Below are 12,997 nucleotides of genomic sequence, written 5' to 3'. Positions count from 1 at the left end.
AGCGTTTGGGTGACTCCAGATTTCACCAAAACCAATTGTACAAACCATGAAAACGAACGTATTTTCTCTGATTGCCGCTTTCTTCTTACTCGTTGGTCTGACGGCCTGGACTTCGGCCGATGACAAGGAGAAAGAAGTAAAAATCAAAACGTCGGCGGTGTGCGAAATGTGCAAAGAGCGCATTGAGCGCAACCTCGCGTTTGAGAAAGGGGTGCGCGAATCGACCCTGAACCTGGAGGATAAGGTAGTAACGGTGAAGTATAATCCGAAAAAAACGGATGTGGCTAAGATCAAGTCTAACATCACCAAAACGGGCTACGATGCCGACGAAGTGGCGGCCGATGCTAAAGGATATGACAAGCTACCGGCCTGCTGCAAGAAGGATGGCCATAGCGATGGCAAAGGTCACCATTAATGCGTCGGCCTTCTGCAAGTGGGCCATTCCCTAAGTTGCGTAGCCGGTTATGAGCGATGTGCGTTTGTATGAGTAAAATTCACGTACACAAACTCAACGGTTATGAATGTTAAACGCATCTTCGGCATTATCCTGACCCTGCTTGGGTTGATAGGCTTACTTTTAGGGGGCAAAGACCTCATGGCGGGCGGAGTAGCGCAGGCTTCGCTGGTTTACCTCGGCCTCGGCGCTATTTTCTTCTTTACGGGCATCAGCCTGATTCGCACAACGAGTGATACAGCAAAATGACCTTTGACGGGTCTGCATACAAAACGAGTCGTGACCCGAAAGTCACGACTCGTTTTGTTACGGAATGGAGCCGAATGAAATGTATAACGAATAGTGTACAGTACTGGACATTCGATGTTGGACATTAGACGTTAGACCTCCCTACAGAATGGTAGTAAGTCTAACGTCCAGTGTCTGAAGTCCGAATGTCCAGTACTGAATATACATTATCCATTCACGGTTTAAGCGTTATCCCAAAGCCGGTCGGGGTAGGCACCTTCGGCATGGAGCGCGTTGAGGGCGGCCTGCACCGTGGGTTTGTCTTCGGGGTAAGTGACACCGAACCAGGCTGACTGACTGCGGAACACCTTACAATGGCCCGTGTTGGTCTGAATCAGGTTAGTCATTACCGTCGGGATATAAAACTCAGCCTTGGGTGAGTCGATATTAGCCACGGCATAACTCTCAAACTGCTTCTGAATCAGGGGGAAAACCGATGGTTTGAAACCCCAGAAGTTCATCGAAACAGGGGTATTGGGCGAAAGAGGAGTCAGGCCGTCGGCTTCCTCAAACACGATGCGGCTACCGGCGGGGTCGCCTTCCTGCTCGTAAATTTTGGTACGCTCAATAACCGACGTCAGATTGCCCGACTCGTTCACTTCACAAACCCCGCGCGATACCGAGCCATTTTCCGAGAGCGTATTTTTAACCTCGTAAGCCACCATGGCATGCAGCTGATCGTCGGTGTCAGTTTGCAGAAACTGACTAATCAGTTCAAAGGCCTGATAGCCGTAAAAATCGTCGGCGTTGATAACGGCAAACGGTGTTTCGGTGTGGTCTTTGGCGCATAAAACGGCATGGCCCGTGCCCCAGGGCTTGGTACGCTCAACGGCACCCAGCTCTACCGGCACGTAGGAGCCGAGGGCCTGAATGGCAAAATCGACCTGAATTTTGCCCTGTAGTTTCGGGAGGAAAATCTCTTCAAAGTCGGCCCGGAGTTCTTCACGGATGATAAAAACGACTTTGCCGAAGCCGGCCCGGATAGCATCGAAAAGAGAGTAGTCGATAATGGTTTCGCCGTGAGGGCCAAACTGATCCAATTGCTTGACACCACCATACCGGCTACCCATACCAGCGGCTAAGATCAGGAGTGTAGGTTGCATTCGTCGAGAATAAGGTTTGAAAAGGAAACTGTGTCTGTGTAAACCGATAGCAGGTCGGTGCGGATAGCACGAACCGAGCCCCCAAAGGTAGCCAAAACCGGGTGAGCTCGGTAATACCCCTGTGCGAAGCCGCTTTTACGACCATTCAATCAGCTTAACATCACTTTTTTTCGCGGTTTCGTTCAAATTTTCAAAACTTGTCTCTATAATTGTGCGTTAAACAATTGTTGCTTTAACAAGTATTGCACTTCATCAACAAGAACATGTTCTATCACACCCTCGGCCAGATTCCGCGCAAGCGGCATACGCAGTTCGAGAAACCCGGTGGTTCGGGCAAGCTGTATTACGAGCAGCTGTTCGGTACTATTGGTTTTGATGGTATGTCGTCGCTGTTGTACCACGTTCACCGGCCTACGCAGGTGAAAGCGGTGCTCGACAGTGTCGAGGCTGCGCCGAGGGTGGCGGTAGAAAAAAACATGCTCGCCCGGAAGCTCGTCGGTTTCAACATCGGCTCTGAGGCTCAGACCGATTTTCTCGATAGCCGGACTCCGCTTCTGTTCAATAAGGATCTGGTACTCGGAGTAGCTGCCCCACAGCGGTCTATGAACGAGTATTTTTATAAAAATGCCGACGCCGACGAACTGATTTTCGTGCACCGGGGTACAGGCAAGCTACGTACGCTACTCGGCTCCATCGACTTTGGGTACGGTGATTACCTCGTGATTCCGCGGGGAATGATCTATCAGTTTGAACTGAATGATGGCGAACCCGTGCGCTTGCTGTATGTAGAGTCGCACTCGCCCATATATACGCCCAAGCGCTACCGCAACCATTTTGGGCAGCTGCTCGAACATTCGCCGTTTTGCGAGCGCGACATCCGGCGTCCGCAGGATCTGGAGACGCATGATGAGACGGGCGAGTTCATCATGAAGATCAAGAAACAGGGGGCTATTCATACGCTCGTGTATGCTACGCACCCGTTCGATGTGGTCGGGTGGGATGGATACAATTTTCCATACGCCTTTAATATTCAGGATTTTGAGCCGATAACGGGCCGTGTTCACCAGCCACCGCCGGTGCATCAAACGTTTCAGACCGACTCCTTTGTGGTGTGCTCGTTCTGCCCGCGGTTGTACGACTACCATCCGAAGGCCATTCCGGCTCCGTACAATCACTCCAACATCGACTCCGACGAGGTGATCTACTACGTTGATGGCGACTTTATGTCGCGCAACGACATTGCACCGGGGCACATTACGCTGCACCCCGGCGGCATTCCGCACGGCCCGGCACCCGGCGCTATGGAGCGGAGTATCGGCAAGACCGGTACGGAAGAATACGCCGTGATGGTCGACACGTTTCGGCCGCTGATGCTGACCGAACAGGCCATGACCATCGATGATGGCGTGTACTGGAAATCATGGATCGAATAAACCGTGGCCTTTAGGTACAGACGCGATACGTCGCGTCTCTTTTCTGCGATACTATAGTAGACGCGATGTATCGCGTACGAATTGCATCAACAAACTAACAATGGAAACGCTCGAACTTCTCAAACCAGAAACTTCTCAATCGGTTGATTTTCTGCCGCTCAACGGCACCGATTATATTGAACTGTACGTAAGCAACGCCCGGCAGGCAGCACATTACTTTCAGACCGCTTTCGGTTTTCAGCCGTTGGCCTATGCCGGTCTGGAAACGGGCCTGCGCGACCGTGAGTCGTACGTAGTGGTGCAGGATAAAATCCGAATGGTGCTCACCTCACCACTCCACAGCAAGACCGAAATGGGCCGCCACATCGACCAACATGGTGATGGTGTGCGGGTTGTAGCCCTGTGGGTTGACGATGCCACGCAGGCCTTCGCCGAAACCACGAGCCGGGGCGCGCGTCCGTTTATGGAGCCTACCCGCGAAGAAGATCAGAACGGGTACGTGGTGCGCTCAGGAATTCATACTTATGGCGATACAGTGCACGTGTTTGTGGAGCGCAACGCCTACGGTGGGCCTTTCCTGCCCGGCTACAAAGCCTGGAACCCGCATTACCAACCCACACCCGTAGGGCTCAGGTACGTAGACCATATGGTAGGTAATGTGGGCTGGAACGAGATGAACACCTGGACCCGGTTCTATGGCGAAGTGATGGGCTTTAGCCAGCTTGTTTCGTTCGATGATAAGGACATCTCGACCGATTACACGGCTCTGATGAGCAAGGTGATGAGCAACGGCAACGGTCGGATTAAGTTCCCGATCAACGAGCCGGCCGAGGGTAAGAAAAAATCGCAGATTGAGGAATACATCAATTTCTACGAAGGGGCCGGGGTACAGCACATCGCCGTGGCTACCGACAATATTGTGGAAACCGTAACGGCCCTCCGCGACCGGGGTGTTGAGTTTTTACGGGTGCCCGATGCCTATTACGACGATCTGAAAGACCGCGTTGGGCAGATTGACGAGGAAATTGAAACGCTGCGCCCGTTGGGTATCCTGGTCGACCGCGACGAGGAGGGGTACCTGCTTCAGATTTTCACGAAGCCCGTCACCCCACGGCCTACGCTCTTCTTCGAGATTATTCAGCGCAAAGGAGCCCGTTCGTTCGGAAAGGGAAACTTCAAAGCCCTGTTCGAAGCCATTGAACGTGAGCAGGAGTTACGGGGAACATTGTAATAACCCGCCTGTAGAGACGCATACTTGCGTCTCAGATACGGAATGCTTTTTTGTAAAAGGCTGACGCAAATGAGACGCAACTATGCGTCTCTACAAAACTATGATCCAGGACTATTCAGCTTACACCCCCGACGATCAGGCCGTTTGGAAGTTGCTTTTCGAACGGCAGATGGAGCGTTTGCCCGGTCGTGCCAGTCAGGCTTATATGGACGGAATTGTGGCTACAGGTTTCCCGAATGCGCGGATTCCGAACTTCGAAGAAGACCTCAACCCGCGCCTGCGTCCGCTTACGGGCTGGCGCGTAGTGGCTGTGCCGGGTCTGATTGGCAACCGTGAGTTTTTTGAGCTGATGGCCGACCGGCAGTTTCCGGCTACGACCTGGCTACGCACTCGCGAGCAACTCGATTACCTGCCCGAACCCGATATGTTTCACGACACGTTTGGGCATGTACCCGTGCTGACCAATAGCCATTTCTGCGATTTTCTGGCGGCACTGAGCCGTATCGCTCTCGCGCATGTCGATAATGAAGAGGCCATTCAGATGATTGCCCAGCTGTACTGGTACACGGTGGAGTTTGGGCTTATCCAGGAGAATAGCTCGTTGGGCCGCAAGGGGTTGCGTATTTACGGCGGGGGTATCCTGTCGTCGCCGGGCGAGACTATCTACGCCCTCGAAAGCGACGTGCCGCAGCGGATTCCGTACAAGGTAGAAACCCTGTTACAGACCCCCTACGTCATAGACCGGTTTCAGGAACGCTACTTTGTGATCGACTCATACGAGCAGCTGTACCACTCGGTACCGGAGATCGAGGCCAAGCTGGAAGAGTTGTTGGCAGTGAACAGTTAACAACTATCAACGAACAATGAACAGTTAACAACGAACAGTGGGTAGGAAAGGGCGAACCCTGAGCTACCGATAACAATCGGAAACGCCCAAACGATTATCTTGCCATCCTTTTGGACAAACAATCACACACTCCGTTCACGGTTGGTTGTTCGTTGCTCACTGCTCGTTGATAGTTGTTTCCTGTTCACTGTTCGTTGTAATGACTCATCCGTCCGATTCCCGTGCCTATTTTTTTAAGATCGACACGACCATCAAGAAAATCCGCAATGCGTTGCAAAAGCGATTTGTGGAAGCTGGTTTCGACCTCACGGTAGACCAATGGGTAGTGGTGGATCATTTGCACCGAAATCCCGGTATTGCTCAGGCTACACTGGCCGAAATGACGGCTAAGGATGCGCCCACTGTAACCCGGATTATTGATCTGCTGGTGAAAAAAGAACTGGTTGAGCGCCGAATGGCCGGCGACGACCGGCGCAAGTTTCTGGTGTCGCTTACGCAAACCGGCGAGCAGGTGTACGAACAAATGCTCCCGGCTGTGGTCGAAATTCGGCGTAAAGGGTGGGGGAGTTTAAGTGAAGACGATTACCGGCATTTCGTTCGGATTATGGACGAAATCTATCAAAACTTTAATGACGACGAGGGTAAGACCGCAACGGCTGATGTGTAACACAAAAGGTTGCCCGGCTTAGGCGCTTTTGTCCTTGTCTGGCTTTCTAAGTGGTTTTTGGTTCTTGGTTTCTGGTTTAATGTTTCATGCAATTCGCTATTTCAGAACGAGTTGCCAAACAAAACGATAAACCCTAAACCCAAAACTGGCTTAAACCATGTACCTATGTACGGCATCTTCAGTTACGATATTGCGTCGCCCCGCGTAGGTTACCGGCACGGCGACTTTATTCTCGACCTTGAAACTGTGGCCCTGTTGGGCTACTTCAACCCACTCAACATCAATCCGTCGGTCTTTGCCCAGCCGGTGCTGAACCCATTTATGGCGTTGGGCCGGGCTACCTGCCGCGCCGTGAGCAACCGTATCGGCGAACTACTGGCCAACAACGAGGACGCCCTGCGCGAGGTGCACGATCAGGTACTTATCCGGGCGACGCGGGCAACCCTGCACCGGCCCGTACACATTGGCGATTACACCGATTTTTACGCGGGCATTCACCATGCCGAACATGTGGGCCGTATATTCAGACCCGATGGCGACCCGTTGCTGGCCAACTATCGGCATATGCCGGTGGCCTATCACGGCCGGGCGTCGAGCATTGTGGTGTCGGGGACACCCATTCGGCGGCCATCGGGGCAGGTGCTCAATGCCGACAAACAACCCGAATTCCGACCATCGGCGGCTCTTGATTTCGAACTCGAACTGGGGTTAGTAATTGGTAAAGCCTCCCCCCTGGGGCAGCCCGTTCCCATTGACGAAGCCGAAGACTATATTTTCGGTCTGGTGTTGTTCAACGACTGGTCGGCCCGCGATATTCAGCGGTGGGAATACCAGCCTCTGGGGCCGTTTCTGGGTAAAAACTTTGGCTCGTCGATGTCGGCCTGGGTGTTGCCCTTTCATGAGCTTGAGCCGGTCCGTTGCGCTGGCCCTGAGCAGCACCCGCGTCCCTTGCCATACTTACAACCCTCAGGGCCGGGGCATTTTGACATTCGGCTGGAGGTTTGGCTCAACGATGCCTGCATTACCCGTAGTAACGCCCGGTATCTGTACTGGTCATTTGCCCAGATGATTGCCCACCACACCGTCAACGGCTGCAATCTGAACGTGGGCGATATTCTGGCTACCGGTACCATTTCCGGTCCCACGCCCGACGAAAGCGGCTCGCTGCTCGAACAGAGCTGGAACGGCACCCGCCCGCTGACCCTGCCCGATGGGAGTACCCGCACCTTTTTGCTCGACGGAGACCGGGTGACGATGCGGGCCTTTTTCGCCCCCGATGGGCACCGGCAGGAACTTGGCGAAGTCACGGGCCGTATAGTTGGATAAGAAGCACATTCGGATGAAAACCATTTCCCCACAGGACCTAAGCGTTCCCGATTTTTATCGGCTTTTGAATAGCTCCATAGCGCCCCGACCCATTGCGTTTGTGAGCACCATCAGCAAAGAGGGGCACGTGAACCTGTCGCCCTATAGCTTTTTCAATATTTTCGGGTTCAACCCGCCGATGCTGGTGTTTTCGCCCAGCCGCAATCGGCATGGCCATAAAAAACACGCCCTGCTCAACGTGGAGGAAGTGCCTGAGGTGACTATCAACGTGGTGAGTCACCGGATGGTGGAGCAGATGTCGTTGGCGAGTGCTGAGTTCGACCGGCACGTTAACGAGTTCGATAAGGCGGGTTTTACCCCCCTGCCCTCCGAGCGGGTGGTGCCCCCGCGCGTGGCCGAGGCTCCCGTATCGTACGAGTGTGTGGTGCGGCAACTGGTGCCCCTTGGCGATGCGCCGGGTGCCGGTACGCTCGTGGTGTGCGAGGTGGTACTGGCCCATTTTCACGACGAGATTTTCGACGCTAACGGTCAGATTGACCCGTTCCGAATTGATTTGGTTGGTCGGCTTGGGGCCGACTGGTATGTGCGGGCCAATGATGCCGCTTTGTTTGAAGTGGCTCGCCCGCAAATGGGCGTTGGGGTGGATCAGATACCGCTCCCGATTCGGAATAGCAACATCCTGACAGGCAACGACCTGGGTAGGTTGGGAAGCGCCAAAACCCTGCCCACTCCCGACGAAGTGGCGGCTTATCGGCAAACCGAAGCCGTCCGGTCACTCATGGACGAAGCCCGCTTCGGTTGCCAATACCTACCTGATTTGTTGCACCTACGCGCCAAACAGCTTCTGGCCGAGGGCAACGTAACTGAAGCCTGGCTTACGTTGCTGGTGGCGTAGGCTTCATACAAAGAGATGACATCTCTGGCGATTGACTTCCCTGAACAGAGGCCCCACGCAGAGATGTCATCTCTACGCACAGCCGAATCTGATTACTCCATTTTCAAACACACGGGTGAGGGCACGCTGGCTTGCTCGCCGGTGTCGGTGAGGAGGCCCGTTTTGGGGTCGCGCCGGAACACCACAACATTGTCGGTGTCCTGATTGGCAACCAGCACGTACTGCCCGCTTGGGTGTACCATAAAATTGCGGGGTTTAGCTCCTTTTACCGGCTGATGCCCAATCAGTTTGAGCGTGCCGTCGGCCGCGATAGCGAAGATACTGAGTGAATTATGCCCCCGATTCGAAACGTACAGATGCTTGCCTGCCGGATCGGTATGAATATCGGCATGGGTATTATCGCCCGTAAAGTCGGCGGGTAGGCTGGCCACACGGTCGCCCATGAGCGAGAGCGCGCCCGTTTGGGGATTCCGGCTAAATACTGCCACCGACGACGTCATCTCTTCGGCCAGGTACAGGAAACGCCCGTTTGGGTGAATAGCCACATGGCGCGGCCCCGAACCGGGTTGAACCGTCACAACGGGCGTCGTGGCAGGGGTTAGTTTCCCCGTTTTGGTGTTGAGGGCGTAGGTATGCAGCTTATCGGTACCGAGGTCGGCGATGTACACAAACCGATTATCGGCCGAGATAGTGGCCGAGTGTACGTGCGGGCCTTCCTGCCGACTCTGATTTACGCCTTTCCCCGAAAAACTCAGGCTATCGGTCAATGCGCCGAGCGAGCCATCGGCATTGATGCCATACACCCGCCAGCTGCCGCTTGTGTAATTTGAGATAACTGCCCACCGCCCCGTTTTGTCGACGCTGATATGGCAAGGGCCCCGTCCGAAGGCCGAGGTTTCGTTGATAAACGTCAGCGCACCGGTTTTAGGGTCGCGCGTGTAGGCGCTGACGGCCCCCGCGCGGGTAGCCCCGGCATTGTCGGCCTCGTTTACAGCGTACAGAAATTTACCACCCGGCCGGATGGCTACAAACGAAGGGCTTTTCTGGTTTCGAACACTGCTCAGTGGGGTTAGCTTGCCCGTTTTAGGGTCGAAACGCAGGGTGTAAATTCCCTCGCTGCCGCGAACAGTATAGGTGCCTACGTGCAGGAGTTGGGCGGTTGCCGAGAGGCTCAGAAAAGAAGCCAGTACAAAGGTCAGAAGACGCGTCATAGAGAGGGTTTTGCGGGATGTATTCCCTTCACTCACAAAATTAAACCACCGTTCCAGATTCCTGTTATGAGTGCTGTACTACTTTGGTAGTATCTCTTAAAAAGTACAGAATGAACACCAGCACTACAGGAACCGAGACCGCCAGCACGCCCAGACGTTTTGGGCGCATGCTGATTACGCTGAGCGACGTAGCGGGCTTCGTCGGTCAGTTTTTCAAAGAAGTTTTTCAGCCCCCTTACGAGTTCAAAGAAATTATTCGCCAGTGTTACGAGGTAGGGGTACGCTCGTTGCCGCTCATTTCCCTGACGGGTTTTATCACAGGGATTGTATTCACGAATCAGTCGCGGCCGTCGTTGGCTGAGTTTGGGGCTACCTCCTGGTTGCCGTCGCTCATTGCCATTGCGCTGGTTCGGGCGTTGGCTCCGCTGGTTACGGCCCTGATTGCGGCCGGCCGGGTGGGCTCCAACATCGGGGCCGAGTTGGGGTCTATGCGCGTAACCGAACAGATCGACGCGATGGAGGTGTCAGCTACTAATCCGTTCAAGTTCCTGGTCGTGACCCGCGTACTGGCTACCACCCTCATGCTGCCCACGCTCATGGTGTACACCGTATTTGTGGGGTTGCTGGGGGCGTTTGTCAACGTGACGCAGAACGAAGCCACCAGCTTTCTGACGTTTATCACCGATGTGTTCGAGGCTATTTCGTTTCTCGACATTTTCGCGTCGCTCATCAAAACCTTCGTGTTTGGGTTTACCATCGGTATGGTCGGCTGTTACAAAGGTTACAACTCATCGAAGGGAACGGAGGGTGTCGGTAAAGCGGCCAACTCAGCCGTGGTAACCACCATGTTCCTCGTCTTTATTGAAGAACTGCTGGCTTTGCAGATTGTCAACGCCATTCGCGGTACATAGTCCCACCCAGCCATTCACTACACACATGAACAATGAAGTTGTTATTTCAATCCGCGACCTCCGCATTGCCTTTGGCGACTATAAGGTGTTGCAGGGCGTTGACCTCGACCTGTACAAGGGCGAAAACCTGGTGGTACTGGGCCGGTCGGGAACGGGAAAATCGGTGCTGATCAAAATACTGGTCGGGCTGCTCAAGGCCGATTCGGGGACCATTACGGCCTTCGGGCAACAGGTGGAGGAGCTCTCCCGCAAAGAACTCGACGCGCTCCGGCTCAAGATTGGGTTTTCGTTTCAGAACAGTGCCCTGTACGACAGTATGACCGTGCGCGAAAACCTGGAGTTTCCGCTCGTGCGGAACGCGCGCAACCTGAGCCGCAAAGAAATCGACCAGGCGGTAGAAGAAGCCCTCGACAACGTGGGGCTGAGCCAGACGATCAACCAGATGCCGTCTGAACTATCGGGTGGGCAACGCAAGCGGATCGGTATTGCCCGCACGCTTATTCTGAAGCCCGAGGTGATGCTCTACGACGAACCCACGGCCGGCCTTGACCCGATTACCTGTATTGACATCAACAATCTGATCAACGAGGTGAAAGAACGCTACAAGACCTCGTCGATTGTGATTACGCACGACCTCACCTGCGCCAAAGCTGTAGGCGACCGGGTAGCCATGCTATTCGACGGGCAGTTTCAACGTGTCGGGACGTTTGAAGAGGTATTCGACACCGACGACGAGCGCGTGCAGCAGTTTTACAATTACAATTTCGTGGAAGAACGACGCATGTCATAGACCATCCACAAGCCAAATTTTAGACACATGAAAGCAGCAGACAATAAACGATCGATTACCGTTGGCCTTTTTGTGCTCATCGGGATTATCATTTTCATCGGGGGCGTGTTGTTCCTCGGCGGGCAGCAGAAACGGTTTGTGAAAACCGTGATGGTGAAAGCTATCTTCGACGATGTAGGTGGCCTTAAAGTAGGAAACAACGTCTGGTTTTCGGGCGTGAAAGTCGGAACGGTTCGGCGGATTAGCTTCTTCGGCAATTCGCAGGTGGAGGTCGACATGAACATCGAAGAAAAGTCGCAGGCGTATATCCGTAAAGACGCGCAGGCAACCATTAGCTCCGACGGGCTTATCGGCAATAAAATTGTGATGATTGTGGGGGGCAGCCCCCGCGTTGAGCCCGTGGAAGACGGCGACCGGCTGGCGGTACGCACAGCCCTCAGCTCCGACCAACTGCTCGAAACCCTCCAGGAAAACAACAACAACCTGTTGCGTATCACCACCGATGTGAAAAACATCATTGGCCAGATTAAGCAGGGCAAAGGCGTGGCCGGGGCCGTATTGACCGATTCACTGCTGGCGTACCGGTTCGAGAGCATGGTGAGTAACTTGCAGCAAGCATCGGGCAGTGCCGCCAAAGCGTCGGGGTCGCTGTCGGCGTTTGCGGCTAAACTCAACGACAAGCGTGGCCTGCCTAACCAGCTCGTGTCGGACACGGCCGTGTACAGTAACATCCGGCTGACGTCGGCCCGGCTGCGCGATGCCGCCAATATGGCCACCGAAGTAACCGACGACATGCGCAAAGCAAGCGACCGTCTCAATAGCAAAGACAACCTGGTGGGGCTGCTTCTCAACGACCCGAGCGTGAACAACGATGTGCGCGGCACGTTGAGTAACCTGAATCAGGGGACCAAAAAGCTGGACGAAAACATGGAGGCCCTGCAACATAATTTCCTGTTACGCGGGTTTTTCCGTCGCCGGGCCAAGGAGAAAGAGAAGGCCGAAAAAGCCGCCCAAACAGCCCCCGCCGATAGCGCAGCGCGGCAAGCCAACGCGGGTAACTAAGGGCAGGGTTGATTCCTTCGTTTTAAATTCCCAGTCAAAATCAAATGTATAAAGTATAGTGTAAAATGTATAGTGAAAGGGTTGATTGTCAATTGGTAATCCAATGATTCATTTTGCATTTTACATTGTACATTCGCTTATGAACCGATACCTTTCAATCGTCGTGCTGGGTTTGCTTCTGCAAGCCTGTGGCGGCAACGACAGTGATAACAAGGCGAACGAGGCCAACGAACAGCGCATCGACGCGCAGGCAGTGGGGGTTAGCGACGAGGCTAAGCAGGACGCTAAAAAAACGGCTGCCCGGCTGGTGGAGCTGACGAGCATGAACCTCACCGAGTACGAACTGAGTCAGGCGGCTTTGCGGCAGGCTACCAATCCTGAGGTAAAGGCATTGGCGCAGCAGGCCGTGAACCGGTACGCGCAGCAGGATAAAGCCCTGCGCGATTTGGCCCGTGACCTGAAAATTGTGCTGCCCACCGAACTGTCGGCCGAAGGGCGCGACCGAGTGGAAGACCTGACCGGTGAAAAAGCAGGCACTGCGTTCGACCTCAAATACCTGGAGCAAATCCAGAAAATCACCAATCAGATGTCGGACCTCGCCGACGACCTTGCCGATGATGCCCCCAACGATGCGGTGCGGGAGTACGGTAATCGGGCAGAAAAAGAAGCCAACCAACGCGCCGACCGGGCCAAATCGCTCCGTAACGTGCTGGGGTAAAGGGGGTAAGTAGTTAGGAGTTCGTAGAGTGTTTGATATTCGAACTTCAGACACTAGACGT

Annotated in this window: 14 protein-coding genes; 12 read left to right on the top strand and 2 right to left on the bottom strand. The window is 54.2% G+C overall.

Annotated elements, in window-relative coordinates; all coding sequences use genetic code 11:
• The first annotated feature begins 46 nt into the window (after nt 1-46).
• Both F5984_RS11230 and F5984_RS11225 read left to right on the top strand, forming a co-directional pair.
• Nucleotides 47-415 carry a heavy-metal-associated domain-containing protein gene (locus F5984_RS11230; RefSeq protein ID WP_152124331.1) on the top strand — a complete coding sequence of 123 codons (369 nt, stop codon included), beginning with the start codon at nt 47-49 and terminating at the stop codon, nt 413-415.
• 102 nt (nt 416-517) lie between these two features.
• On the top strand, nt 518-703 hold the full coding sequence (locus tag F5984_RS11225) for a hypothetical protein (RefSeq protein ID WP_019990206.1): 186 nt from the start codon (nt 518-520) through the stop codon (nt 701-703).
• Nucleotides 704-924: 221 nt separating this feature from the next.
• Here the strand turns inward: F5984_RS11225 and F5984_RS11220 are convergent, their stop codons facing one another.
• Nucleotides 925-1,845 (bottom strand): nucleotidyltransferase family protein, encoded by a 921-nt coding sequence (locus F5984_RS11220; protein WP_152124330.1) that lies wholly within the window; start codon nt 1,843-1,845, stop codon nt 925-927.
• A 263-nt stretch (nt 1,846-2,108) separates the two neighbouring features.
• On the opposite strand from F5984_RS11220, the gene F5984_RS11215 reads away from it, so the two are divergent.
• The 6 genes from F5984_RS11215 (at nt 2,109) to F5984_RS11190 (ending at nt 8,244) form a co-directional block, all read left to right on the top strand.
• Complete coding sequence (locus tag F5984_RS11215) at nt 2,109-3,278, top strand: homogentisate 1,2-dioxygenase (protein ID WP_152124329.1); 1,170 nt, start codon at nt 2,109-2,111, stop codon at nt 3,276-3,278.
• A gap of 100 nt (nt 3,279-3,378) precedes the next feature.
• Nucleotides 3,379-4,509 carry a 4-hydroxyphenylpyruvate dioxygenase gene (gene hppD, locus F5984_RS11210; RefSeq protein WP_152124328.1) on the top strand — a complete coding sequence of 377 codons (1,131 nt, stop codon included), beginning with the start codon at nt 3,379-3,381 and terminating at the stop codon, nt 4,507-4,509.
• Nucleotides 4,510-4,609: 100 nt separating this feature from the next.
• Complete coding sequence (phhA, locus tag F5984_RS11205; RefSeq protein WP_152124495.1) at nt 4,610-5,356, top strand: phenylalanine 4-monooxygenase; 747 nt, start codon at nt 4,610-4,612, stop codon at nt 5,354-5,356.
• A gap of 199 nt (nt 5,357-5,555) precedes the next feature.
• Entirely contained in the window at nt 5,556-6,023 is a 468-nt protein-coding gene (locus F5984_RS11200) for a MarR family winged helix-turn-helix transcriptional regulator (RefSeq protein ID WP_152124327.1), read from the top strand.
• A 165-nt stretch (nt 6,024-6,188) separates the two neighbouring features.
• Nucleotides 6,189-7,349 (top strand): fumarylacetoacetase, encoded by a 1,161-nt coding sequence (gene fahA / locus F5984_RS11195; RefSeq protein ID WP_152124326.1) that lies wholly within the window; start codon nt 6,189-6,191, stop codon nt 7,347-7,349.
• 13 nt (nt 7,350-7,362) lie between these two features.
• Nucleotides 7,363-8,244: a flavin reductase family protein gene (locus F5984_RS11190; protein WP_152124325.1), complete on the top strand. Its 882-nt coding sequence runs from the start codon at nt 7,363-7,365 to the stop codon at nt 8,242-8,244.
• Between the two features lie 92 nt (nt 8,245-8,336).
• On the opposite strand, the gene F5984_RS11185 is transcribed toward F5984_RS11190, so the two are convergent.
• Nucleotides 8,337-9,455, bottom strand: coding sequence for a lactonase family protein (locus tag F5984_RS11185; RefSeq protein WP_152124324.1), 1,119 nt, complete (start codon nt 9,453-9,455; stop codon nt 8,337-8,339).
• 110 nt (nt 9,456-9,565) lie between these two features.
• On the opposite strand from F5984_RS11185, the gene F5984_RS11180 reads away from it, so the two are divergent.
• From F5984_RS11180 to F5984_RS11165, 4 genes are all read left to right on the top strand, one after another.
• Entirely contained in the window at nt 9,566-10,366 is an 801-nt protein-coding gene (locus tag F5984_RS11180) for an MlaE family ABC transporter permease (protein ID WP_152124323.1), read from the top strand.
• A gap of 25 nt (nt 10,367-10,391) precedes the next feature.
• Nucleotides 10,392-11,156 (top strand): ABC transporter ATP-binding protein, encoded by a 765-nt coding sequence (locus tag F5984_RS11175; RefSeq protein WP_152124322.1) that lies wholly within the window; start codon nt 10,392-10,394, stop codon nt 11,154-11,156.
• Between the two features lie 27 nt (nt 11,157-11,183).
• Nucleotides 11,184-12,218: an MlaD family protein gene (locus F5984_RS11170; RefSeq protein ID WP_152124321.1), complete on the top strand. Its 1,035-nt coding sequence runs from the start codon at nt 11,184-11,186 to the stop codon at nt 12,216-12,218.
• A 139-nt stretch (nt 12,219-12,357) separates the two neighbouring features.
• Nucleotides 12,358-12,936, top strand: a complete 579-nt coding sequence (locus tag F5984_RS11165) for a DUF4142 domain-containing protein (protein WP_185155483.1) — start codon at nt 12,358-12,360, stop codon at nt 12,934-12,936.
• Nucleotides 12,937-12,997: the final 61 nt, after the last annotated feature.

Origin of the sequence: Rudanella paleaurantiibacter (assembly GCF_009184635.1) — a bacterium.
Taxonomy (GTDB): domain Bacteria; phylum Bacteroidota; class Bacteroidia; order Cytophagales; family Spirosomataceae; genus Rudanella; species Rudanella paleaurantiibacter.
The sequence above is the reverse complement of the archived record's forward strand: the minus strand, read 5'-3'. Positions and strand labels throughout refer to the sequence as shown.